The following is a 23,456-nucleotide window of genomic DNA, read 5'->3' as shown; positions in this document are numbered from 1 at the left end:
GCCATGAAACGACTGATCCTGCTCACCGCCTGCACCCTGGCCCTGGCCGCCTGCAGCAACCCCGAGGAAGAGCGCAAGGCGCAGGAAGCCGCCGCGGCCGCCGTGCAGGCGCAGAAGGAAGCCAAGGCCGAGGATGTGGCCAAGCAGTACGACATGGCCGTGGCCGCGCAGGACTGGGAACGCGCGCGCCTGCACGGCGCCTCGCTGCTGGACCAGTACAAGGACACCGCCGCCGCCGAGCGCATCGCTGCCGGCTTCGACGAGGTCAAGGCCAAGGGCGATGCCGCGCGCGACCTGCGCCGCATGCAGGCGCTGTGGCAGTACAACCAGATCCCGGTGGGCAGCAAGGGCAACCAGGTTTCGGCGCAGATCTACAGCAAGGAACGGGTGGACGTGGATGGCAGTGGCGCCAAGCCGGTGCAGCTGGTGTTCCGCGATCACCCGGAGTGGAAGCGGCACGCCTACCTGGTGCTGCAGGCCGGCGATTTCCGCTGCCCGCAGTGCACGGTAAAAGTGACCGTGGACGACGGCAAGCCGGTGTCGATGGCGGCCTGGCGGCCGAAGACCGATGAAGCCATCGCCCTGTTCATCACCGACCAGAAGGCACTGTGGAAGCTGGCGCGCAAGGGCAAGTCGATCAGCATCGAGTTTCCGGTCAAGGCCGGCGGCACGCGTACGGCCGTGTTCGAAACCGGTGGTGTCGACGCCAGTCGCATGCCGCAGTGGTGGCAGTGATGATCGCGACGGGCAGCGCAGTGCACGCGTTGTCCGCGATCAGGCACTGGGTGTTCGACATGGACGGCACGCTGACGGTGGCCGTGCATGATTTCGCCGCGATCCGCCGCGCGCTGCAGATCGCGGCCGAGGAAGACATCCTCGACCATATCGCAGCGCTGCCGGACGCACCGGCGCAGGCCAAGCGGGAGTGGTTGCTGGATCACGAACGTGCGCTGGCCGAGGACGCGCTCCCGGCGCCGGGCGCGGTGGCGCTGCTGCGCGCGCTGGCGGAGGCTGGTTGCCGGCTGGGCATCCTGACCCGCAACGATCATGCATTGGCGAAGCTGACGCTGGACGCGATCGGGGTCGGGGCGTTGTTCGACGATGCCGACATCATCGGCCGCGACGAGGCGGTACCCAAGCCGTCGCCGGATGGCTTGCAGCAGCACCTTCGTCGCTGGGGAATCGGGGCTGCGGAGGCGGTGATGGTCGGAGACCACGCCTACGACCTGGAGTGCGGCCGCGCTGCGGGCACCCACACCGTGCTGGTCAACCTGCCGGAGAACCCGTGGCCGGACCACGCCGACTGGCATTTCGCTGATTGCCGCGACTTATTGGCCGCCTGGCAGCGCAGGGGGTAGTGCCGGCCGCTGGCCGGCAGTGCCGACCAGGGTCGGCACCTGCCAGAGCACAGCGTGTCGACCAAGGTCGACACCCACCGAGCAGATGCGCGGGCAGTTCGGTTTACGCGCCCAGCGCGTAACCGAACTGCTGCTTGAACTGCTCGTTGAACTCATCAAAGGTGAAGCGCTGGTTCTGCGTGCCCGGGTGCTCGACCTTCAGCGCGCCCATCAGGTTGCCCATGCGGCCGATGGTCAGCCAGTCGTAGCCCTTCTGGATGCCGTAGATCAGGCCGGCGCGGAAAGCGTCGCCACAGCCGGTCGGGTCGACCACACGGCGCTCGTGCGCCGGCGGGATGTCGTAGCTCTTTTCCGGGGTGTGGATGACCGCGCCCTTCGGGCCGCGGGTGGTGATGTAGGCCTTCACCCGGCTGACGATCTCCTTCTCGTCCCAGCCGGTGCGTTCCTGCAGCAGGTTCGACTCGTAGTCGTTGACCACCACGTAGTCGGCCTGGTCGATGAAGGCACGCAATTCCGGGCCGTTGAACAGCGGCATGGCCTGGCCCGGGTCGAAGATGAACGGGATGCCGTCTTCGTGGAATTCCTGCGCGTTCTGGATCATGCCCTCGCGGCCGTCAGGGCCGACCAGGCCCAGGGTCACGCCCGGCACGCCGCGCACGTGGTTCTCGTAGGAACGCATCATCGCGCCCGGGTGGAAGGCGGTGATCTGGTTGTTGTCGTGGTCGGTGGTGATGAACGCCTGCGGGGTGAACAGCTCATCGATCACGCGCACGCGCGACAGGTCGATGCCCAGGCCATCGAAGTATTCGCGGTACGGGCCGAAGTCCGAACCCACGGTGCCCATCGGGATCGGCTGGCCGCCCAGCAGGTGCAGGTTGTAGGCGATGTTGCCGGCGCAGCCGCCGAACTCGCGGCGCATGCGCGGCACCAGGAAAGACACGTTCAGGATGTGCACCTTGTCCGGCAGGATGTGATTCTTGAACTGGTCCGGGAACACCATGATGGTGTCGAAGGCAAGAGAACCACAGATCAGAGCGGACATCGATGTAAGCCTATGCGGTGAATTTTGGGGTGGGCCGGCCCGGTTCAGCGGGCAAGCAAACGGCGCCCTTGGGCGCCCGACGGCGCAAAGGTTACCCGCTGGTGCCGCTCAGGGCCAGAACCGGGTGAGGCCCGATCAGGCCGAAAGCCTGTGAAGACGCGGGTTCAGCTAGTTTTTTCCTTGCTCGGCGGCAGGCGGGTTGCTAGGCTTGTCGGCCTCGATTTCTGCCCATTTTTTCGCCATCCCGCGGCGGGCACGACACCCCTCAGGACTCCTTCCTCAGATGTTCAAGAAACTCCGTGGCATGTTCTCCAATGACCTGTCCATCGACCTGGGCACGGCCAACACCCTCATCTACGTGCGCGGGCAGGGGATCGTGCTGAACGAGCCGTCGGTCGTGGCCGTGCGCCAGGACCGTGCCATCGGTGGCACCCGCTCGGTGGCAGCCGTGGGCGCCGAAGCCAAGCAGATGCTGGGCCGTACCCCGGGCCACATCACCACCATCCGCCCGATGAAGGATGGCGTCATCGCCGACTTCACCTACACCGAGGCGATGCTCAAGCATTTCATCAAGAAGGTGCACAAGTCGCGCGTGCTGCGCCCGAGCCCGCGCGTGCTGGTCTGCGTGCCGGCCGGCTCGACCCAGGTCGAGCGCCGCGCGATCAAGGAATCGGCCGAGGAAGCCGGTGCCCGCGACGTGTTCCTGATCGAAGAACCGATGGCGGCTGCGATCGGCGCCGGCATGCCGGTCACCGAAGCCCGTGGCTCGATGGTCATCGACATCGGCGGCGGCACCACCGAAGTGGCGGTGATCTCGCTCAACGGCATCGTCTACTCGGCCTCGGTCCGCATCGGCGGCGACCGCTTCGACGAGTCGATCACCAACTACGTGCGCCGCAACCACGGCATGCTGATCGGTGAAGCCACCGCCGAACGCATCAAGGTCGAGCTGGGCTGCGCCTACCCGCAGGCGGAAGTGATCGAGATGGAAATCTCCGGCCGCAACCTCGCCGAGGGCGTGCCGAAGATGATCAAGATCAGCTCCAACGAGGTGCTCGAGGCCCTGCACGAGCCGCTGTCGGGCATCGTCAGCGCGGTCAAGCTTGCGCTGGAGCAGACCCCGCCGGAGCTGTGCGCCGACGTCGCCGAACGCGGCATCGTGCTGACCGGTGGCGGCGCCCTGCTGCGTGACCTGGACCGCCTGATCTCCGAGGAAACCGGCCTGCACGTGCAGGTGGCCGACGATCCGCTGACCTGCGTGGCCCGCGGTGGCGGTCGTGCGCTGGAGCTGGTGGACATGCACGGCAACGAGTTCTTTGCGCCGGAATAAGCCGTCCCGGCCGTTCCTGCCCGCCGCGCCCTTCCGGGGTGCGGCCCGCTGTGATGGCGGGCCGGCACCGGCGGGGCGCCCGCGTGTTTCCCTTCCGCCTTCTGCCAGTTGAATCGTTGCCGTGCCGCCCTACGCCGGTCCTCCCGTCGCTTCCCGATCCGGTGATGCCGCCAGCCCCTTGCGGTTGCTGGCTTATCTCGCATTGGCCATCACCCTGATCGTGCTCGACGACCAGGCCGGCTGGCTGGCGCGCCTGCGCGAGCAGGCCAACAGCCTGGTGCAGCCGGTATGGGCACTGGCTGGCCTGCCCGGCAAACTTGGCAACCAGGTGAAGGATTCCGCCGCCAGCCACACCCAGCTGGTGACCGAGAACCGCGAACTGCGCAACCAGTTGCTGCTGGCCAACGCGCGCCTGACCCGCCTGCAGACCGCCGCGCTGGACAACGCCCAGCTGCGCGAACTGCTGAATGTGGCCGAGCGCAGTGGCCTGGACGTGCAGCTGGCGCCGATCCTGGATATCGACCTGGACCCGGTGAAGCAACGCCTGGTGCTCGATGCAGGTACCCGCGAGGGCGTGCACGTCGGCCAGGCGGTGATCGATGCCGGCGGCTTGATGGGGCAGGTGATCAGCGTCACCGGCGGCACTTCCACCGTGCTGCTGCTGACCGACCCCGACCACGCGGTGCCGGTCACCGTGGCCCGCAACGGCGTGCGCCTGATCGTCTACGGTCGCGGCGACACGCTGGAGCTGCGCGACATCCCGCTCAGCGCCGGGGTGGAAGTGGGTGATGAGATCGTCACCTCCGGCCTCGGCGGGCGTTTCCCGGCCGGCTTCCCGGTCGGCACCATCACCGGCCTGCGCCCGGACGATACCCATGCTTTCCTGGTCGGCGAACTGAAGCCGGCGGCGCAGCTCGACCGCGGTCGCGACGTGCTGCTGCTGCGCCCGGGGGCTGCAATTCGCTTGCCTGCGGCGAGCGAATTGCAGCCGACCGCACCTTCGGCGCAACCGGCCCGCGCATCCTCCCTTACCCCCGCGCCTTCGGCGCGTCCCCCTCAACAAGAGGGGGGCTCTCCACCCGATGCTGGGTCGGCGACGGTAGTGCCGGCCGCTGGCCGGCAACCGGCTCCGTCTTCGACGAAGCCGGTTGCCCCCGCATCCTCCCTTAACCCCGCGCCGTCGGCGCGCCCCCTTCAACAACAAGGGGGCTCCACTCCAGCCGGCTCTACGGTAGTGCCGGCCGCTGGCCTGCAACCGCAACCCACCCAGCCGCAGCCGGAGGCCCAGCGATGAGCCGCCTGCGCGACAATCCGTGGGTGCTGCCGGCCAGCCTGGTGGTGGCGCTGCTGCTGGGCCTGCTGCCGTTGCCGGCGCTGCTGCAGCCGTTGCGCCCGTACTGGCTGGCGCTGGTGCTGGCGTACTGGGTGATCGAAGCCCCCGAGCGCGTCGGCCTGGGCATCGCCTTCGCCAGCGGCGTGGTTGCCGACCTGCTGTACGGCGGCGTGCTCGGCGAACAGGCGCTGCGGCTGGTGATGCTGGCCTTCATCCTGCAGCGCTTCCGCGCCCGCATCCGCTTCTTCCCGATGTCGCAGCAGATGCTGGCCATCGGCGGCCTGCTGTTCAACGACCGCATCGTCAGCGCGCTGGTGCACATCCTGGTGGGTGAACCCACCCTGCCGTGGTCGTACTGGTGGGCACCGCTACTGGGCATGGGCCTGTGGCCGCTGGTGTTCGTGCTGCTGGACGCGGTGCGATTCGGCAAGCGCGGGCGCTGAGCCATGATCCCGCGCCGCCAGGTCAAGAACCCGCACGCCGAAGCCGAACAGTTCCGCCGTCGCGCGGCGCTGGGCTTCCTGGGCGTGCTGGTCTGCCTGCTGGGCCTGGGTGGCTGGTACTTCAAGCTGCAGGTGCTGGACCATGACGTCTACGCCACGCGCTCGGAAGCCAACCGCATCAAGCCGCGGCCGGTGGTGCCCGGGCGCGGCATGATCTACGACCGCAACGGCCGCCTTCTGGCCGAGAACGTGCCGGCCTTCCGCCTGGACGTGACCCCGGACAAGGTCAAGGACATGGACGCCACCCTGGAAGGGCTGGCGAAGATCATCAACATCAGCCCGGAAGAGCTGGAAGCGTTCAACAAGTCGCGCAAGGCGCGCCGCAAGTTCCTGCCGGTCACGCTGAAGCTGCGCATGAGCGACGAGGAGATGGCGCGCTTCGCGGTTGATCGCTGGCGCTTCCCCGGCGTCGAGCTGGAGCCCTACCTGACCCGCCGCTACCCGTATGGCGATCTGTTCGCGCACATCATCGGCTACGTCGGCCGCGTCGATGACAAGGACCTGGAGATTCTCGGCGAAGGCAATGCCGCGCTGACCCACATCGGCAAGTCCGGCCTGGAGCGCTACTACGAGCAGCAGCTGCGCGGCAAGGTCGGCTACGAGCAGGTCGAGACCAACGTGCAGGGCCGTGCGATCCGCACCATCGGCCGCGTCGCCGCGCAGTCCGGTGCCGACCTGCGGCTGTCGATCGACGCCGACCTGCAGCGCGCCATGGTGGCCGCTTTCGGCGACCAGGAAGGCTCGGCGGTGGCGATGGACCCGCGTACCGGCGAAGTGCTGGCGATGGTCAGCCTGCCATCCTATGACCCCAACCTGTTCGTCAACGGCATTTCGCATGCCGACTTCAAGGCACTGAACGACAATCCCTCGCGGCCGCAGTTCAACCGCCTGGTGCTGGGTGGCGTCGCCCCCGGTTCCACGTTGAAGCCGCTGATCGGACTGGCCGGCCTCGATTCGGGCGTGCGCCGGCCCGAAGACAAAGTGCTTTCCACCGGCATGTTCTACCTGCCCGGTACTTCGCGCGGCTGGGGTGACTCGCACCGCGGCGGCCATGGCTGGACCGACCTGCGCAAATCCATCGCGCAGTCGGTCAACACGTACTACTACAAGCTGGCGCTGGACCTGGGCATCGAGCGTTTCGACCATTACATGGAGTACTACGGCTTCGGCCAGCCGACCGGGATCGACCTGACCGGCGAGATCGGCGGCATCCTGCCTTCGCCGGCCTACAAGCGGAAGAGCCGCAAGGAAGCCTGGTACCCCGGCGACACGGTCAACATCAGCATCGGCCAGGGCGACTGGAAGGTCACCCCGCTGCAGCTGGCGCGGGGTGTCAGTGGACTGGCCGACGGGCAGCTGCGCACGCCCCATCTGGTGATCCAGCAGCGCGCGGGGTTCGACCATGACTGGGTGGCGACCGACCCGGGCGAGAGCAAGCCGATCAGCCCGAACCCGAACAACCTGCAGGCGGTGCGCGAAGGCATGATGGCCACCATGCTGCCCGGTGGCAGTGCCGCACGCATGGCGGCCGGCGCTCCGTACACGATGGCCGGCAAGACCGGAACCGCGCAGGTCATCAGCCGCAAGGGCACCGCCGCGGTGAATCCCAAGAGCTTGCCGATGCACCTGCGCCACCGCGCGCTGTTCGTTGGCTTTGCGCCGGTGGACCGGCCGGTGATCGCGCTGGCGATCGCGGTGGAGGGCGGTGGTTACGGCGGCGCCGCGGCCGCGCCGATCGCCCGCAAGGTGTTCGACGCCTACCTGCTCGGCAAGATGCCCGAAGGCATGCAGCCGCTGGACAGCGAGCGCGGCACCACCGCCATCGGCGCCACTGCATTCGACAACGAAGATGTGGGCGCGCGCCAGGCGGGTGACCTCGCCGCGGCGCAGTTGGGTGAGCATCCGGTGCTGGTCGGCGTGCCTGCGCCCGAACCCGCGCCCGCACCGCAGCCGGGAACGCCGGCCGCCGCCGCGCTGCCGGCCACGACGCGCCCGACCCCCGCGGAGCCCGCACGATGAGAGTGTTCCTGCGCTGGGCCGGCGACATGCTGCGCCGCTTCTTCAGCACGCTGGACTGGGTGCTGTGCCTCGCCTTGGGCGCGCTGATGGTGATTGGCCTGGCCACCTTGAAGAGCGCCGGTGGCGACGGCCTGGTGATGGCCCAGGGCGTGCGCTTCGCGGTGGGCATGGCCGCGCTGTGGGGCATCTCGAGGGTACCGATCCTGCGCATCCGCTCGGCCACGCCGATGATCTACGGGATCTCGATGATCCCGTTGCTGGCGGTGTTCGTGCTCGGCACCGGCAAGTACGGCCGGCAGTGGCTGGACCTGAAATTCTTCTACCTGCAGCCGGCCGAGCTGTTGAAGGTCAGCCTGCCGATGATGGTGGCCTGGTACCTGCACAAGATGCCGCTGCCACCGCGCTTCAGTACCGTGCTGACCGCGCTGGTCATCATCGGCGTGCCCACCGGCCTGGTGATGCTGCAGCCGGACTTTGGCACCGGCGTGCTGATCGCCGCCAGCGGCGTGTTCGCGCTGCTGCTGGCGGGCCTGCCATGGTGGTGGGTCGGTCTGGGCGTGGGCGGCGTCGCGGCGGTCGCTCCGGTGGCCTGGTTCTGGCTGCTGCGGCCGTACCAGAAGGACCGCATCATGATGTTCCTGGACCCGGAGATGGATGCGCTGGGGGCCGGCTGGAACATCATCCAGTCGAAGATCGCGATCGGTTCCGGCGGCTTCGACGGCAAGGGCTGGGGCGAGGGCTCGCAGTCGCACCTGAACTTCATTCCCGAACAGACCACCGACTTCGCGTTCTCGGTGCTGAGCGAGGAATTCGGCTGGATCGGTGTGGCCACCGTGCTGGCGCTGTACCTGGTGGTGATCGGGCGCTGCCTGTGGATTGCCAGCCAGTCGCGCGATTCCTATTCGCGCCTGCTGGCCGGCGCCACCGGCCTGGCGTTCTTCGTCTACGTGCTGGTGAACGGCGGGATGATCTCCGGCCTGCTGCCGGTAGTGGGCGTGCCGATGCCGCTGATCAGCTACGGCGGAACCTCGGCGGTATCGCTGCTGGCCGGCTTCGGGTTGGTGATGGCCGTGCGCAGTCACAACCCGGTGCACGGCGGCTACGGGTAACCCGGGCCGCGCGCTTCTGTAGCGTCCAGGCACCATGACAGCTTCACGCAAGCGCCCGTTGCTAGCGTGCTGCGCGTGGAATGGAAACGACTGCTTGGCGGCTGCCGTGAGGTGGTGCGCACGATCGATCTGCCGTTGCTGGTCGCCTTGTTGATGCTGATGGGCGCGGGCCTGGCGGTGCTGCACAGCGTGTCCGGGCCAGTGGCCGGGCAGGCGGCGCGCTTTGCCGGTGGGCTGCTGGCCATGTGGCTGCTGTCGCGTGTTTCGCTGCTGCGCCTGCGCGCATGGACACCGGCGTTGTATGCCTTGTCGATGCTGCCGCTGGTGGCGGTGTACGTGATCGGCACCGGAAAGTACGGGCAGCGCTGGCTCAACCTGGGCGTGTTCTACCTGCAGCCGTCCGAGCTGCTCAAGCTCAGCCTGCCGCTGATGATGGCGTGGTACCTGCACCGGCAACCGCTGCCCCCTTCGCCGCGCACGGTGCTGACGGCCGCAGTGCTGATCGGCGTGCCTGCGGTGCTGATCCTGATGCAGCCCAACCTCGGCACCGCCACATTGGTGACTGCCAGCGGCGTGTTCGCATTGTTGCTGGCCGGACTGCACTGGGGCTGGGTGGCCACCGGCGCGGCGGGGCTGTCGGTGGCCGCACCGCTGGCGTGGTTCGGCCTGTTGCGGCAATACCAGAAGGATCGCGTACTGACCTTCCTCGACCCGGCAGCGGACCCGCTTGGTACGGGATGGAACATCCTGCAGTCGCGCATCGCGATCGGCTCCGGTGGCTGGGAGGGACGTGGCTGGGGTCAGGGCACGCAGGCCACGCTGGATTTCCTGCCCGAGTACACCACCGACTTCGCATTTTCGGTGCTGGCCGAAGAGTTCGGCTGGCTGGGCGTGGCAACGCTGTTCGCGCTGTACCTGTTCGTGGTCGGCCGTTGCCTGTGGATTGCAGTGCATGCGCGCGACACCCATGCGCGGTTGCTGGCCGGCAGCCTGGGGCTGGCGTTCTTCGTCTACGTGCTGGTGAACGGTGGAATGATTTCCGGCCTGCTGCCGGTGGTGGGCATTCCGATGCCGCTGATCAGTTACGGCGGGACCTCGGCGGTCTCGCTGTTGGCCGGCATCGGGCTGGTGATGGCGGTGCGTGGGCACCGGCCCGTGCACGGGGGATAGGGTTTCCAGCCAACGGCGCAGCCCCTCGTGGGTGGTCGCGTAACGCGGCTCATGTGTGGGGCGGGCACGGTGGGTTCGCGGGACACGCCGTAAACCCGTCCTTGGGGGCTCGATGGCGCCATCCATGGCGCCAACGGTCCCGCGAACCCACCGCGCCCGCCCCCTGACAGTTTTCGGGCGCGTCCGCCCACGGAAAAGAAGAAGAAGATCAAAAGCAAAACCAGCTTGGCCGCCCGCTTCATTGCATCCTGCAGCGCCGAAGGCAGCGGCAGGAGCCGCTGCCAACGTCGCCCATGGCGACGGCCCGAAGGGTGCCGGTCAGGACGACCGGCATAGCAGTGCTCGGCTCACGAGCAAGCGCAGCGCCGCGACCCGCTTTTGATCTTCTCTTTCTTCTCCGTGAATAGACGCGCACGGAACCTGGCCTCACCCCTGAACTGCTTTGCGCGGCCACACACGAGGGGCTGCGCCGTTGGCTGGAGCCTTCCTGACTCTGCGCAATGCCCGTTGTGGAAGCGTTCTCACAACGCCGCACAGCAACACGCGCTCTGACCAAATTCCATAAAAAATGTTAGCTGGTTCACATTTTTACAGCGCGTTGATCTTGATCAATGGACTTGTCGTAATCGGCCTGCACAATGGCGGCCCGTTCGGCACGGCGCGCCGTCAATCGTTGCAGCGCGAGGGGGCGTCGGGCGGGAAGCAGTACTGATCCAACGGGTACAGGGAGCGCGGGGCACTGCCACTGGGGAGCGGCAGCCGCGCAGGTACCGACCGGATCCGGTCGCCGGTTGCGTCTGCGGGGATGGGGACGCAACCGGCAACCTCTATCTGAATGGGGCGGGGTGATCACGACGTCTTCACATTTCCCGCTGAACGCGGGCAAATCGTTGTGATTCATGGTGTTAGGGGTTTTAATTCATCCATGACCTGCTAACCTGCGACGATGATTCGACGCACTCTGGCCTGCATGCTCACCCTCGGCCTGGTCGCCTGCGCGACCCAGCCGAAGTCCCCACCGTCTTCACCTCAGGCCAGCAGTACGCCGCGCCAGCCCGCCGCCAAGGCCCATGGCCCGGCCGAGGCCGCACCCGAAGCCACTGCCGCCACTGCGCCGCCGGTCGATCTCGCCCCGGTGCCGTTCGAGGTCGCGCGGGCCCGCTTCATTGCCGATACCGCCAAGCGCTATGGCCTGAAGCCGGAGCAGATCAGCAACGTGCTCGACCAGGCGCAGGTGCGCCAGCCGATCATCGCGGCGATGTCGCGCCCGGCCGAGCGGGTCAAGCCGTGGAACGAGTACCGGCCGATGTTCATCAGCAAGGCACGCATCGACGGCGGTCGTGCGTTCATGGCCCAGCACCGTGCCGAACTGGATCGCGTGCAGCAGCGCACCGGCGTCCCGGCCGAAGTGATCGTGGCGATCATTGGCGTGGAAACCAGTTACGGCAAGAACGCAGGCAGCCATCGCGTGCTGGATGCGCTGTATACGCTGGCGTTCTATTACCCGCGTAGCGGCGACCCGGCCAAGCTGGAACGCGAAGTGCGCCGCGAGCTGTTCTTCCGCGATGAGCTGGCCAAGCTGTTCGAGCTGGGCCGCGAAGAGAAACTGGACATCACTACGCTCAAGGGCAGCTATGCCGGCGCGATGGGCATGGGCCAGTTCATGCCGTCCAGTTACCTCGATTACGCCGTGGACGGTAATGGTGATGGCCGTCGCGACCTGTTCACCAGCTACGACGATGTGTTCTCGTCCATCGCCAACTACTTCGTGAAGAAGGGCGGCTGGGTGCGTGGCGGGCAGGTGGCCGTGCCGGCCACGCTGGCGCCGGGCCGCGAGGAATTCAACCCGACCGAATGGATGCCGACCTGGTCGCTGGCCGACCTGGCGCAGCGCGGCTACCAGCCGAGCGCAGCGGTGCAGCCGGGTGCCACCGCCACCCCGGTCACGCTGGAAGGCAGCGCCGGCAAGCAGTACTGGCTGGGCTTCCAGAACTATTACGCGATCACCCGCTACAACCTTTCGAAGATGTACGCGATGGCCGTGTTCCAGTTGTCCCAGGCCATCGCCGGACAGGAGCTGCCCCCGGCATGAACATCAGATGGCTGGTTCCAGGCTTGATCGTCCTCGCGTTGGCTGCCTGCAGCAGCGCGCCGAAGAAGCCGGCCACGGCCGGCCATGGTGGCAAGTCCGGCGGCACGCTGGTGCAGGGGCGTGGCTCGCGCCCGGCGCACTGCCCTGAAGGGTCGCCGTACGCGGCGGCCAAGGAAGACCTGAGCACCCGCGGTAATTACACCGCCGGTGGCCTGTACAAGCCGGGCGTGCGTGACAGCACGCCGGACTACGTTCCGAACGTCGCCTGCATTCCCGAGCCGGAAGTGACCGCCGAGCAACGCTCGGCGATCGGCAACAAGTCGCCGTACGTGGTGCTGGGCAAGTCGTACAAGGTGCTCGACGATACCCGCAACTACGTCGAGCGCGGCACCGCGTCGTACTACGGCGCCAAGTTCCATGGCCGCCTGACCTCCAACCGCGAGGTCTACGACATGTACCAGTTCACCGCCGCGCACAAGACGCTGCCGTTGCCCAGCTTCGCCCGCGTGACCAACCTGGACAATGGCGAATCGGTGATCGTGCGCGTCAACGATCGCGGCCCGTTCCATGATGGCCGCGTGGTCGATCTCAGCTATGCCGCCGCCGTGCGCCTGGGCATCACCCAACGCGGTACCGGCAACGTCGAAGTGCGCGCGCTGCAGCCGGGCGAGAGCAACCTGATGGCGCAGAAGCCGTCACGCCGCGAGCGTCGTGCCGCCGAAGCGGCTGCCGCAGTGACCAGCGCGCGGCCCGCAGCGACCGCGCGCGGCACCGCCGACAGCGATATCGATCGCCTGGTCAAGCGCCTGCCGGCCGACGGCATGCCTGCGCGTGGCCAGCCGGCCACCACCCAGGGTGTGGCCAGCGCCGTGCCGGATGTGGCGGTCAGCAGCCTGCCGCCGAGTGCGCCGCCGCCGCGCAGCACCGCGCCGGCACCGGTTGCGGTCGCCAGTGCCGCGCCGCGCGCCGTCGCGCCCGCACCGGTGCGCGCCGCCACGCCGGCGGCACCCAGCCTGTCGCAGCAGGTGGTGGGCGCGGTGATGGTACAGGTCGCCAGCTTCTCCAACCGCGACAATGCCAACCGCGCGATGGGGCAGCTCAACGCCGCTGGCATAGTCGGTGCGACCATCAGCGACATTGCCGCCGGTGGCCGCACCTTGTTCCGCCTGCGCGTTCCCGCCAGCGACCATGCCAGTGCCGCGGAACTTGTCGGGCGCATCGCCGGTCTGGGCCTGGGTTCGCCGCAGATCGTCAAGGATTGATCCGCCTGGGCCGGTGCTGCCGGCCCATGCTCCCCCGGCCTTACAATGGCCGTTACGTTCCACCCTCCATTCCTGGCCGTCCCCTGGAGCCTGCTGTCCAATGAATTTCCGTTCCGCCGCCACCGCCCTGGCCGCCACCCTGGTGGTGGGCCTGGCTTCCGCCCAGACACCGCTGCCGACCCCGGCCACGCCGGCGCCTGCCGCCGCTGCCCCGGCCACCGTCGCCACCCCGCCGGCCCCGGCACCGAGCGTGTCCAAGGCCTGGATCCTGATGGACTACGCCACCGGCCAGGTGCTGGCTGGCGAGAACGTTCACGAGCAGCTGGCACCGGCCAGCATCACCAAGGTGATGACGTCCTACGTGATCGCCGCCGAGGTCAAGAACGGCAAGGTCCGTGCGGATGACCAGGTGATGATGAGCGAGCGCGCCTGGCGCGAAGGTGGCGCCGGCACCGACGGCAGCTACAGCGGCTTCCCGGTCAACCAGACCGCACGCCTGGAGGACATGGAAAAGGGCATGGCGATCCAGTCCGGCAATGACGCCGCGATCGCCCTGGCCGAGCACGTGGCCGGCAGCGAAGAAGCCTTTGCGTCGCTGATGAACAGCTACGCCGCCAAGATCGGCATGAAAAACTCGCACTTCGTCAACGCCCACGGCCTGACCGCCGAAGGCCACCACAGCACCGCCTATGACCTGGCGCTGCTGGGTCGCGCGATGGTGCGTGATTACCCGGAAACCTACGCGTACAACAAGATCAAGGAATTCCAGGTCGGCAACATCAAGCAGCCGAACCGCAACCTGCTGCTGTGGCGCGATGGCAGCGTGGACGGCATCAAGACCGGCCACACGTCCGAAGCCGGCTACTGCCTGATGAGCTCGGCCCAGCGTGGCGACCAGCGCCTGATCGCCGTGGTGCTGGGCGGCGCGTCGGAGAAGCAGCGTGCCGACGACAGCCTGGCCCTGTTGAACTGGGGCTTCCGCTTCTTCGAGACCCACCGCCTGTACGAACCGGGCAAGGCCGTGGCCGAGCACAAGGTCTGGAAGGGCACCAGCGACAAGGTGCAGCTGGGCGTGGCCCAGCCGATGCTGGTGAGCGTGCCGCGCGGCCGCTACAACGACCTGAAGCCGAGCATCGATGTGCCCAAGACCCTGGAAGCCCCGTTCACCGCCGGCCAGCAGATCGGCACCGTGAAGGTCACCCTGGATGGAAAGGTCATCGCCGAGGCACCGCTGGTAGCGGTGGCCGCCGTCGAGCAGGCCGGCTTCTTCAAGCGCCTGTGGGACAGCTTCTGGATGTGGTGGGAATCGGAATGATCCACGTCCCGGCGTGGTGAACGGAAAAGGCCGGCGAATGCCGGCCTTTTTTTTGCCTGTATCGGCGCTGTCGGGCCGGGTCAGGTACGTGGAATTGGTACACGTCCGATGGGTTTGCCAGCGTGTCCGGTCGAGCATGTGCGCATCAGGACTGCCGGGCATTGCGGCTGTCCGTCCCATCCCAGAGGAGTACACGCCAATGACCATGCGCACACTGATATCCGTGATTTCCCCAACGACGCGTTGCGCTGCGCGCCGCACCCCGCTGGCAGTGGCGCTGGCGGGAGCCTTGATGCTGCCGGCAGCCCTGGCTGTCGCAGCAGCGGACCACGGGGACTGCGCCAATGAAGCAACCAATGCGGAGCGTGAGCGCTGCACCCGTGACCAGGGGCTGACCAGGTCGAGTGTGCTTGCCACCAAGGTTGAACTTGGCGATGGCGCCGTAGCGGGGGGCGCGCGCGATATTGCCATCGGCAATTTCGCGAAGACGGACAGCTCACGCTCGCCGGGCACTGATTCGCCTGACTACTCGATTGCGATCGGACCCGGTGCAGAGGTGGCGGGCGGAGGTTCGCTGGCGCTGGGCGGCGGCGCCAGCGTGGACGGCGCCGCAACCACCAAGATGAAGGCGGTAGCCTTGGGCAATGCCAGCACTGTTTCGGCCGAAGGTGGCGTGGCAGTGGGCTATGAAGCGACCGCCAGCCACAGCAACAGTGTGGCGCTGGGAGCCGGGGCGACCACCCATGCGGACAATACGGTATCGGTGGGCAATGGCGTCGACAATCGCCGCATCACCAATATGGCTGACGGTACGATTGCTGCAGGCAGTACCGATGCCATCACCGGCGCGCAGCTGTTCTCGACCAACGAGCGCGTTGAGCGGGTAGAGAGTGACGTCGATACGATCAAGGACGATGCCTCGAAGCTGGGTGCCCGGGTGGATTCGCTGGGAAGCGACGTTGGCGGATTGCAGGCGCGCATGTCCGGCGCAGAAGGCTCGCTGAAGACGCTGAGTGGTGACGTCGCAGGCCTTGCTGACGGCTCCTCCGGCATCGTGACCCATGATTCCGCTACAGGTGTGGTGAGCGTGGCGGCCGGCAAGGGCGGCACTGTGGTGGATTTCGCAGGGGGGGATGGCAACCGGCGCCTGAGTGGCGTGGCCAATGGCCTCAACGATGATGATGTGGTGACCATTGCGCAGCTGCGGGCGGCGGGCGCGATTGACCCGGTCAGCGGTGAGACGCTGAGCGTACTCACCTACGACGATGCAAGCCTGTCCAGGGCCTCGCTCGGCGGAACGGGGGGCACCGTGCTGGACAAGGTCGCCGCAGGCCAGATTGGCCAGTTCAGCATGGAAGCCGTCAATGGCAGCCAGCTGTGGCAGATGAATGCCAACTGGGAAGCCCAGTGGCGACAGATGGACGACCGGCTGGGTTCGATCGAACGTGGGATCGAGGAGGGTTCCATTGGTGGCCCGGGCACCGGAGATCCCGGCACGGGCAATCCCGGTGTCTCCCCCGGTACCGGTGAGGGATCGGTGGCCATTGGCGAAGGGAGCGATGCCTCCGGCAAGGGCGCGATCGGCCTCGGCAATGGAAGTGCGGCATCCGGCGCTGGCTCGGTGGCCGTGGGCGAGGGCAGTGTGGCCTCGGGCACGGGCTCGGTTGCCATGGGCGAAGGCGCCAGTGCGACGGGCAACAACTCGGTTGCTGTCGGTGCCGGATCTACGGCTGACCGCGACAGTGAGTTCTCGGTAGGCTCCCAGGGTAATGAGCGCGTCGTCAGCAATGTCGCGGCCGGTGTACGCCCGACCGATGCCGTGAACGTGCAGCAGATGGATGATCGCTTCAAGGCCGAACGCGAGTACACCGATGGCCGCTTCAACGCGATGGACAAGCGGCTTGACCGCATGGGGGCGATCAGCGCGGCCTATGCGGGCATGGCGATCAACACCGCCGGCTTGAGCGGCAACAACCGTTTGGGTGCGGGTGTCGGTTCGCAGAACGGGCGTTCGGCGTTGGCCGTGGGTTACCAGCGGATACTGGGCGAGAAGAAGAACGTCTCGGTGTCCTTGGGCGGCGCCTTCAGTGGTAGTGACCAGAGTGTTTCCGCCGGTGCGGGTTTCAGCTGGTAAAGCGGTAGCGCCGGACCACGCCCAGGCGCGGTGAACGAAAAGGCCGGCGAAAGCCGGCCTTTTTTTGTTGGATCCGGTGTGCCGGCCAGCGGCCGCCACTCACATTACAGCGCGCGGCTGATGGTGAAACTGCCGAACACCGGCGCTTCGCGCTGGCCGTTGAACTCGCGCGTGCTGTGGTAACGCGCCATTGCAAACTTCCAGCGCCCACGCATCACGGCCACGCCGTAGCCGCCGTAGGCCACCACATGGCGCTTGTCCACGCTGTGACTGTTGCGGAAGGTGTTGCCGTCCAGCGTGATGTCGCGGATCACCCAGGCGACGTCCGAGGTCGCGAACAGGTGCCATGACCAGCCATTGGGGCGACCGCCACGGGTCGGTGCCGTGTTTTCACCGGCCGGGCGCAACGGCGTGCTGCCGAAGTCGTCCGGCAGCTTCCAGCCGAAGCGCACTTCACCGCCGAAGTTGGCCTTGGTTTCCAGGTTGCCGATGGAGCCGCCGTAGTGGCTGATCGCGTCCCAACCCCAGCCGTCGGCATTGATGCTGGCATCACCCGGCCAGCGGCGCATGCGCTCATGGGTCAGCATGAAGAGCGGCTCGTTGTGCAGCTGGTTGTCCCAGCCCTTGAATTTCTCGTCGCCCAGCACTTCGTGCACGGCATTCTGCACCTGCCTTCCCTGTGCCCACGGGCCAACCACGCCCAGCGTCAGCTGGGTGGTCTGCAGGCGGTCGCCGCTGCGCGCATTGAAACCGAAGTTTGCGATCAGTACGCCGGCGTAAGGGCGGTCATCCTCGATCAGGTCCCTGCGGCTGAAATCGGTCGGGGTGAAGATGCCCTGGCCAATGCTGAAGATCATGTTCTGCTGTTCGAACCTGCCCGGATGCAGGCCTTCCAGGTACCGGTTCACCCAGCGCGCCATGCGCGGCAGGCATGGGTCGTCGGTGTAATCGACCAGATTGGGCGAGACCAGGGTCAACAGCGCACCGTTGGTATAGCCCTGGTCCTGGTGGCGGCCGCCAAACAGATCGTTGTCGACGCGGAAATTGACCTGCGGCGGGTGATCGCGCATTGCGTCCGGGCCACATTGTTCGGCCGCCTGGGCGGCAAGGGGGAGGGTAGCGGCCATCAGGCCGGCCAGCCCGAGGGCTGCGACACTACGCATGGATGGAATGCTCATGGGGAAGGGGGCGATTTTCTGTCGTTTTCTGCAACGTTACGGTACTCGCGCCCGCGTCCCGGAACGAGCACGTTCGGATCACTTGTCTGTTCCGAAAACAACATTGTCCGGCGGACACAATTCGTTACCCGCGCACGCGCCGCGGGCCTGGTGTGAAGGCGACCGCAGGGACGCCCGCACGGTGCCGGGCCCAGTGCGGGACAGGGGATTCCAGTCAGCTGTTGTTTGGCTTTGGCCCGGACATCCGGGGGCACCTGCAACGCAGCAGGCCGCCGGTGCCGTCTTTGACGTTGATGAATACTCTTGGGTTTGTTGCCCTGCGGCCCGATAATGGGGCCATGGAAATCAAGTCCGACAACCCCGACCACGGCTTCCAGTTCCCCGGCCAGTTCGAGCTCAGTGCCATGGGCCCGGCCAACCGCGGCCTGGAGCATGAGCTTCCCCGTCTGCTGCTGGCTGCCGGCATTGATGTGGTGAACGAACGCATCAGCTGGAAGCACTCGTCCAACGGCAAGTACGTGTCCGTGCGTATCGTGTTCAAGGCCGAGAGCCGCGAGCAGTACGACCTGGCGCACCAGGCACTGCGCGACCACCCGGAAGTGAAGTGGACGCTGTAGCCGACAGCTGCCCGGCCGAAGCCGCCCCGGAAGACCGCGCGCCGCGTCCGGCGGTGGTCCGTGACCTCGGCCGCCAGGCTTATGAACCGGTGTGGCGCGCGATGCAGCGCTTCACCGACCAGCGCAGCGACGCCGATGCCGACGAGCTGTGGGTGGTGGAACACGATCCGGTGTTCACCCTGGGCCAGGCCGGCAAGGACGAGCATGTGCTGGCGCCGGGCGAGATCCCGGTGCTGCACGTGGACCGCGGCGGCCAGGTGACCTATCACGGCCCCGGCCAGATCGTGGTCTATCCATTGCTGCGCCTGCCGCGGCTGGGCATCGGCGTGCGCGACTACGTGTGCCGCATCGAGCAGGCCCTCATCGATACCCTGGCCGAGTGGAACATCGGCGCCGAGCGCCGCGAGGGCGCCCCGGGCGTCTATGTCGGTGGCGCCAAGATCGCCGCGCTCGGCATCCGCGTGCGCCGGGGATGCACCTTCCATGGCCTGGCGTTCAACGTGTCCATGGACCTGGAACCCTTCCACCGCATCAACCCCTGTGGCTATCAGGGGTTGCAGGTGACCTCGGTGGTAGACTTGGGCGGCCCCTCAGGGATGGATGCCGTCAAGCCGGTGCTGCTGGACCACCTGGCCCGCCAGTTCGGCCTGCTGCTGCAGCACACGCCGGAACTGCCCGATCTTTCTGCGGCCGCCTGACCGCCCCCCGGAACTGCCATGACTGAAACCACCGCCCGTTCCATTCCCCTGCAGATCGTGCAGGGCGACTCCCCGTCCGCCGCGCCGTTGCAGGCCGGGGTCAAGCAGCTGGGCGGTGACAAGATCAACCGTTCGCCGGTGCAGTTCGCCGACGCACCGGTGCTGCGCAAGCCTTCCTGGATCCGCGTGCGCATTCCCTCGGGCAATGCCGTGCAGAACCTGAAGGCCAAGCTGCGCGAGAACCGCCTGGTGACGGTGTGCGAGGAAGCCAGCTGCCCGAACATCCACGAATGCTTCGGCCATGGCACCGCCACCTTCATGATCCTCGGCGAGGTCTGCACCCGCCGCTGCTCGTTCTGCGACGTGGCCCACGGCCGCCCGAAGCCGCCGGATGCCAACGAGCCGGCCAGCCTCGGCCAGACCGTGGCCGACATGGGCCTGAAGTACGTGGTGGTGACCAGCGTCGACCGCGATGACCTGCGCGATGGCGGTGCCCAGCACTTCGTCGACTGCATCACCGCCATCCGCGCGAAGTCGCCGGGTACCCGCATCGAAGTGCTGACGCCGGACTTCCGCGGCAAGGGCCGCATGGAGCGCGCGCTGGAAATCCTGGCGCAGAACCCGCCGGATGTGTTCAACCACAACATCGAGACCGTGCCGGACCTGTACCGCAACGTGCGCCCGGGTGCGGACTACCAGTGGTCGCTGAACCTGCTGAAGAACTTCAAGGCGCAGCACCCGGAGGTGCCGACCAAGAGCGGCATCATGCTGGGCCTGGGCGAAGAGTTCGAACAGATCAAGGCCACCATGCGCGATCTGCGCGCGCACGACGTGGACATGATCACCATCGGCCAGTACCTGCAGCCGACCGCGCATCACCACCCGGTGCTGAAGTACTGGACCCCCGAAGACTACAAGGCGCTGGAAGACTACGGCTACGAGCTGGGCTTCAGCCACGTGGCGTCCGGCCCGATGGTGCGCTCGTCGTACCACGCCGACGTGCAGGCCAAGGGCGCCGGCATTTCCTGAGGTGGGTGCGGACCGTTGGTCCGTACGCCTTCGCCAGCCATGGCCCGGCGCTGCCAATGGGGGCCACCACCATGGTGGGCGCGGACCGCTGGCCCGCACGCCTTTGCCTGCATTCACAATTTGCTACACCGGCCCCGCTAGGCTGGTTTTCCACCGAGCGCGGCCGGGTGACAAACCCGGCAACTTTCGGCACTGTCGTGGTGTCTTAACACCCCGCAGTCTCTCCCTTGGCAAGGCGCCTTCGAGCACGTCAATGAAATTCAAAGCCCCCGCATTCCTGATGGCCCTGGCGCTGGTCGCGCCGCTGGCGCTGGCGGCCAAGGCCGACTCGCCCGCATTGCCCGCGGCGGCCACCGCCGATCAGGTGACCACCTCCAAGCTGGTGTACGGCCTGTTGTCCGACAGCCGCTACGCCTACCGCCCGCGCGCGCTGGACGAGGCCACCTCCAAGGACGTATTCAAGCGCTACCTGGAGACGCTGGACGGCGGCAAGCAGTACTTCACCCAGGCCGATGTGGCGCGCTTCGCGCCGTTCGAAGCGAACATTTCCTCGGCCATCCGTGGCGGCGAGCTTGAGCCGGCGTTCCAGGTGTTCGCGGTCTACAAGCAGCGTGTCGGCGAACGCGTGGCCTATGCGCGCAAGCTGCTCAGGCAGGAGCCGGACTTCACCACCGACGAGCGCTTCGAATACGACCGCAAGAAGGTGCCGTGGGCGGCCAGCAGCGCCGAGCTGGATGAACTGTGGCGCAAGTCGGTCAAGAACGATTGGCTGCGCCTGAAGCTGGCCGGCAAGAAGCCGGACGACATCCGCAAGACGCTGGACAAGCGCTACGCGACGCTGGAGAAGTCGGTCAACGAGCTGAAGGGCGAAGATGTCTTCCAGTTCTTCATGAACTCGTACACCAGCGCGGTCGATCCGCATACCGACTACTTCACCCCCCGCACCGCCGAGAACTTCAACCAGGCGATGTCGCTGTCGCTGGAAGGCATCGGTGCGCAGCTGCAGCGCCAGGACGATGTGGTGGTGATCCGCGAGATCATCGCCGGCGGTCCGGCTGCGGTGGACGGCACGCTGAAGCCGGGTGACCGCATTGTCGGCGTTGGCCAGGGCAAGTCCGGCCTGGTCGAGGACGTGATCGGCTGGCGCATCGACGATGTCGTGGCCAAGATCCGCGGCGCCAAGGACACCCAGGTCAAGCTGGAATTCATTCCGGCTGCCGAAGGTGCCGACGGCAAGCACCACACGCTGGTGCTGACCCGCCAGAAGGTGCGCCTGGCCGAACAGGCTGCCAAGGGCGAGACCATGAGTATTCCGGCTGCCAATGGCGAACCGGCGCGGAAGATCGGCGTGATCAAGCTGCCGACCTTCTACCAGGACTTCGAAGGCCGTCGCCGCAATGCCACCGACTACGCCTCGGCGACCCGCGACGTGGCCAAGCTGCTGGCCGGTTTCAAGAACGACAAGCTGGACGGTGTGGTGCTGGACCTGCGCAACAACGGTGGTGGTTCGCTGGATGAAGCCATCGAACTGACCGGCCTGTTCATCGAGCAGGGCCCGGTGGTGCAGGTGCGCGAGTCCGGTGGCCGCATCACCGTCAACAGCGACCGTAACCAGGGCGTGGCGTGGGACGGCCCGCTGGCGGTATTGATCAACCGTGGTTCGGCCTCGGCCTCGGAGATCTTCGCCGGTGCCATCCAGGATTACGGTCGTGGCCTGGTGATCGGTGAAACCAGCTTCGGCAAGGGCACCGTGCAGAACATCGTCGACCTTGATCGTTGGCCGAGCGGCGAGACCCAGCGCTTCGGCCAGGTCAAGCTGACCATCGCCCAGTTCTTCCGCATCAGCGGCAGCAGCACCCAGCACAAGGGTGTGGTGCCGGACCTGGCCTTCCCGGCCAGCGTCGATGCCACCGAGTTCGGCGAAAGCACCTACGACAACGCCTTGCCGTGGACCCGCATCGCCGCCGTGCCGCACACCCAGTACGGCAACTTCGCGCCGCTGCTGCCGAAGCTGGAAACCCGCCATGACGCGCGCATTGCCGCCGACAAGGAATTCCAGTGGTGGAACGAGGATGTGCAGCAGTTCCGCACCGAGGCCGCGAAGAAGTACATCTCGCTCAACGAGGCCACGCGCCGCACCGAGCGTGAGCGCCAGGACACCCAGCGCAAGGAGCGCCAGGTGATGCGCAAGGAGCTGGGCCTGGCCCTGGATCCGTTGGCTGATGACAGCAGCGACGATGGCCTGACCGGCAACGAGCGTGACATCGTCAAGGATGCCGCGCGCGAGAAGGCTGCCGAGAAGCGTCCGGACCCGCTGCTGCGCGAGTCGGCCTCGATCCTGGCCGACGCGGTGAACCTGCTGGCCAACGACCGTCCGCTGTCCGCACAGGTGCTGCCGCAGTCCACCGGCGCCGGCCGCTGGGCGGACTGAGCCGGCGACGGCATGTGATACCCGAGGGGCCGGCATTGCCGGCCCCTCGGCGTAAAAAGGGACCGTAAAAGGGGACGGAGGGAATTAAGTCGTTTGTGGCAGAAACGACTTAATTCCCTCCGTCCCCTTTTACGTGCATGAACCGGGAGCAACGTGGGAGGCCATGACGACCTGCCGCACACGGGGGCGGGACTACCCTTGGTACTTCCGTTCTCGCAGGAGTACCCATGCGGGCCTCCCGTCGTTCCGGCGCTGCCGTGGCACTCACCAGCGCCCTGATCCTCTCGGCCTGTGGTGGCCGTGCCGCCGACAGCACCCTGCTGCGCGAATCCTTCGACTCCGGAGATACCTTCTCGCGCACGGTCGATGGACGCCCCGCCGATGCCTGCGAGGCGGCGCGGCGCACCCTGCTCAGCCAGGGCTATGCGATTGCCCGCTCCGACGAGGCGCAGGTGGAGGGCAACAAGAACTTCCAGCCGCGCGAGGATGACCATGAGCAGCTGGTGCTGCGCATCTCCTGTGCGCCGCGTGGCAGCCAGGCGCTGGTGTTCGTCAGCGCGGTGCAGGACCGCTACGCCCTGAAGAAGAGCCCGACGTCGGCCAGCGTCGGCGTGGGCGCGCTGGGTTCGGTATCGCTGCCGTTCGGCAGCAATGACGATTCGCTGGTGAAGGTGGCCAGCAGCACGGTCACCGACGCCGAGTTCTATCGTCGCTTCTTCCAGCGCCTGCAGCAGTACCTGCCGGCGGCGACGGGCAAACCTGCGCCATCGCCATCGCCATCGCTATCGCCGGAAGCGGCGCCGGAACCCGCAGCGGCGGTCACGGACCAGGGTTGA

General features: G+C 67.1%; 19 protein-coding genes. 17 read left to right on the top strand and 2 right to left on the bottom strand.

Annotation, left to right across the window (positions count from 1 at the left end):
- Positions 1-3: 3 nt before the first annotated feature.
- Complete coding sequence (locus V3B30_RS15510) at positions 4-735, top strand: hypothetical protein (protein WP_005419405.1); 732 nt, start codon at positions 4-6, stop codon at positions 733-735.
- Positions 735-1,358, top strand: a complete 624-nt coding sequence (locus V3B30_RS15505; protein ID WP_100473949.1) for an HAD family hydrolase — start codon at positions 735-737, stop codon at positions 1,356-1,358. The genes V3B30_RS15510 and V3B30_RS15505 overlap by 1 nt, the downstream gene beginning before the upstream one ends.
- A gap of 103 nt (positions 1,359-1,461) precedes the next feature.
- Here the strand turns inward: V3B30_RS15505 and V3B30_RS15500 are convergent, their stop codons facing one another.
- On the bottom strand, positions 1,462-2,400 hold the full coding sequence (locus V3B30_RS15500) for a carbohydrate kinase family protein (RefSeq protein ID WP_049463230.1): 939 nt from the start codon (positions 2,398-2,400) through the stop codon (positions 1,462-1,464).
- A gap of 283 nt (positions 2,401-2,683) precedes the next feature.
- On the opposite strand from V3B30_RS15500, the gene V3B30_RS15495 reads away from it, so the two are divergent.
- The 10 genes from V3B30_RS15495 to V3B30_RS15450 all read left to right on the top strand — a co-directional run bounded on the left by V3B30_RS15495 (position 2,684) and on the right by V3B30_RS15450 (position 16,667).
- Positions 2,684-3,730, top strand: a complete 1,047-nt coding sequence (locus V3B30_RS15495) for a rod shape-determining protein (RefSeq protein WP_005419402.1) — start codon at positions 2,684-2,686, stop codon at positions 3,728-3,730.
- 121 nt (positions 3,731-3,851) lie between these two features.
- The gene (gene mreC / locus V3B30_RS15490; RefSeq protein WP_262083643.1) at positions 3,852-5,024 is read left to right on the top strand and encodes a rod shape-determining protein MreC; all 1,173 of its coding nucleotides are present in this window, start codon (positions 3,852-3,854) and stop codon (positions 5,022-5,024) included.
- Complete coding sequence (gene mreD / locus V3B30_RS15485) at positions 5,021-5,506, top strand: rod shape-determining protein MreD (RefSeq protein ID WP_049470244.1); 486 nt, start codon at positions 5,021-5,023, stop codon at positions 5,504-5,506. The genes mreC and mreD overlap by 4 nt, the downstream gene beginning before the upstream one ends.
- A gap of 3 nt (positions 5,507-5,509) precedes the next feature.
- On the top strand, positions 5,510-7,585 hold the full coding sequence (gene mrdA, locus V3B30_RS15480; RefSeq protein WP_262083644.1) for a penicillin-binding protein 2: 2,076 nt from the start codon (positions 5,510-5,512) through the stop codon (positions 7,583-7,585).
- Entirely contained in the window at positions 7,582-8,694 is a 1,113-nt protein-coding gene (rodA, locus tag V3B30_RS15475; RefSeq protein ID WP_262083645.1) for a rod shape-determining protein RodA, read from the top strand. The genes mrdA and rodA (V3B30_RS15475) overlap by 4 nt, the downstream gene beginning before the upstream one ends.
- 75 nt (positions 8,695-8,769) lie before the next feature.
- A complete protein-coding gene (gene rodA, locus V3B30_RS15470) occupies positions 8,770-9,864 on the top strand; it encodes a rod shape-determining protein RodA (protein ID WP_262083784.1) in 1,095 nt (364 codons plus the stop codon).
- Between the two features lie 946 nt (positions 9,865-10,810).
- Entirely contained in the window at positions 10,811-11,956 is a 1,146-nt protein-coding gene (mltB, locus tag V3B30_RS15465) for a lytic murein transglycosylase B (protein ID WP_262083646.1), read from the top strand.
- A complete protein-coding gene (locus V3B30_RS15460; RefSeq protein ID WP_262083647.1) occupies positions 11,953-13,218 on the top strand; it encodes a septal ring lytic transglycosylase RlpA family protein in 1,266 nt (421 codons plus the stop codon). Before mltB ends, V3B30_RS15460 begins: the two co-directional genes overlap by 4 nt.
- A 100-nt stretch (positions 13,219-13,318) precedes the next feature.
- Positions 13,319-14,533 carry a D-alanyl-D-alanine carboxypeptidase family protein gene (locus tag V3B30_RS15455; protein ID WP_100473942.1) on the top strand — a complete coding sequence of 405 codons (1,215 nt, stop codon included), beginning with the start codon at positions 13,319-13,321 and terminating at the stop codon, positions 14,531-14,533.
- Positions 14,534-14,570: 37 nt separating this feature from the next.
- On the top strand, positions 14,571-16,667 hold the full coding sequence (locus tag V3B30_RS15450) for a YadA-like family protein (RefSeq protein WP_262083648.1): 2,097 nt from the start codon (positions 14,571-14,573) through the stop codon (positions 16,665-16,667).
- Between the two features lie 104 nt (positions 16,668-16,771).
- Here V3B30_RS15450 and V3B30_RS15445 read toward each other — a convergent pair whose 3' ends face one another.
- Complete coding sequence (locus V3B30_RS15445) at positions 16,772-17,830, bottom strand: lipid A deacylase LpxR family protein (protein WP_202908128.1); 1,059 nt, start codon at positions 17,828-17,830, stop codon at positions 16,772-16,774.
- A 353-nt stretch (positions 17,831-18,183) separates the two neighbouring features.
- Here V3B30_RS15445 and V3B30_RS15440 point away from each other — a divergent pair, with 353 nt between their 5' ends.
- From V3B30_RS15440 to V3B30_RS15420, 5 genes are all read left to right on the top strand, one after another.
- Positions 18,184-18,462: a YbeD family protein gene (locus tag V3B30_RS15440; protein WP_005411067.1), complete on the top strand. Its 279-nt coding sequence runs from the start codon at positions 18,184-18,186 to the stop codon at positions 18,460-18,462.
- The gene (gene lipB / locus V3B30_RS15435) at positions 18,450-19,160 is read left to right on the top strand and encodes a lipoyl(octanoyl) transferase LipB (RefSeq protein WP_197607636.1); all 711 of its coding nucleotides are present in this window, start codon (positions 18,450-18,452) and stop codon (positions 19,158-19,160) included. Before V3B30_RS15440 ends, lipB begins: the two co-directional genes overlap by 13 nt.
- A gap of 18 nt (positions 19,161-19,178) precedes the next feature.
- Entirely contained in the window at positions 19,179-20,189 is a 1,011-nt protein-coding gene (gene lipA, locus V3B30_RS15430) for a lipoyl synthase (protein ID WP_100473939.1), read from the top strand.
- A gap of 253 nt (positions 20,190-20,442) precedes the next feature.
- Positions 20,443-22,620, top strand: a complete 2,178-nt coding sequence (locus V3B30_RS15425; protein WP_100473938.1) for a carboxy terminal-processing peptidase — start codon at positions 20,443-20,445, stop codon at positions 22,618-22,620.
- Between the two features lie 227 nt (positions 22,621-22,847).
- Positions 22,848-23,456, top strand: a complete 609-nt coding sequence (locus V3B30_RS15420; protein ID WP_262083649.1) for a DUF2242 domain-containing protein — start codon at positions 22,848-22,850, stop codon at positions 23,454-23,456.

It is taken from the genome of Stenotrophomonas sp. SMYL41 (genome assembly GCF_036319965.1).
Classification (GTDB): domain Bacteria; phylum Pseudomonadota; class Gammaproteobacteria; order Xanthomonadales; family Xanthomonadaceae; genus Stenotrophomonas; species Stenotrophomonas maltophilia_R.
Note: the sequence above shows the minus strand (reverse complement) of the source record. Positions and strands in the feature narration are given on the sequence as shown.

What these genes read in the sequence shown, in the direction of transcription:
- V3B30_RS15420 (WP_262083649.1), top strand. Translation starts at nt 22,848, where the DNA reads ATGCGGGCCTCCCGTCGTTCCGGCGCTGCCGTGGCACTCACCAGCGCC.
- V3B30_RS15505 (WP_100473949.1), top strand. Translation starts at nt 735, where the DNA reads ATGATCGCGACGGGCAGCGCAGTGCACGCGTTGTCCGCGATCAGGCAC.
- V3B30_RS15495 (WP_005419402.1), top strand. Translation starts at nt 2,684, where the DNA reads ATGTTCAAGAAACTCCGTGGCATGTTCTCCAATGACCTGTCCATCGAC.
- mrdA (WP_262083644.1), top strand. Translation starts at nt 5,510, where the DNA reads ATGATCCCGCGCCGCCAGGTCAAGAACCCGCACGCCGAAGCCGAACAG.
- V3B30_RS15440 (WP_005411067.1), top strand. Translation starts at nt 18,184, where the DNA reads ATGGAAATCAAGTCCGACAACCCCGACCACGGCTTCCAGTTCCCCGGC.
- V3B30_RS15445 (WP_202908128.1), bottom strand. Translation starts at nt 17,830, where the DNA reads ATGCGTAGTGTCGCAGCCCTCGGGCTGGCCGGCCTGATGGCCGCTACC.
- V3B30_RS15425 (WP_100473938.1), top strand. Translation starts at nt 20,443, where the DNA reads ATGAAATTCAAAGCCCCCGCATTCCTGATGGCCCTGGCGCTGGTCGCG.
- mreD (WP_049470244.1), top strand. Translation starts at nt 5,021, where the DNA reads ATGAGCCGCCTGCGCGACAATCCGTGGGTGCTGCCGGCCAGCCTGGTG.
- V3B30_RS15500 (WP_049463230.1), bottom strand. Translation starts at nt 2,400, where the DNA reads ATGTCCGCTCTGATCTGTGGTTCTCTTGCCTTCGACACCATCATGGTG.
- lipA (WP_100473939.1), top strand. Translation starts at nt 19,179, where the DNA reads ATGACTGAAACCACCGCCCGTTCCATTCCCCTGCAGATCGTGCAGGGC.
- V3B30_RS15460 (WP_262083647.1), top strand. Translation starts at nt 11,953, where the DNA reads ATGAACATCAGATGGCTGGTTCCAGGCTTGATCGTCCTCGCGTTGGCT.
- rodA (WP_262083645.1), top strand. Translation starts at nt 7,582, where the DNA reads ATGAGAGTGTTCCTGCGCTGGGCCGGCGACATGCTGCGCCGCTTCTTC.
- V3B30_RS15455 (WP_100473942.1), top strand. Translation starts at nt 13,319, where the DNA reads ATGAATTTCCGTTCCGCCGCCACCGCCCTGGCCGCCACCCTGGTGGTG.
- V3B30_RS15510 (WP_005419405.1), top strand. Translation starts at nt 4, where the DNA reads ATGAAACGACTGATCCTGCTCACCGCCTGCACCCTGGCCCTGGCCGCC.
- mltB (WP_262083646.1), top strand. Translation starts at nt 10,811, where the DNA reads ATGATTCGACGCACTCTGGCCTGCATGCTCACCCTCGGCCTGGTCGCC.
- V3B30_RS15450 (WP_262083648.1), top strand. Translation starts at nt 14,571, where the DNA reads ATGCCGGCCTTTTTTTTGCCTGTATCGGCGCTGTCGGGCCGGGTCAGG.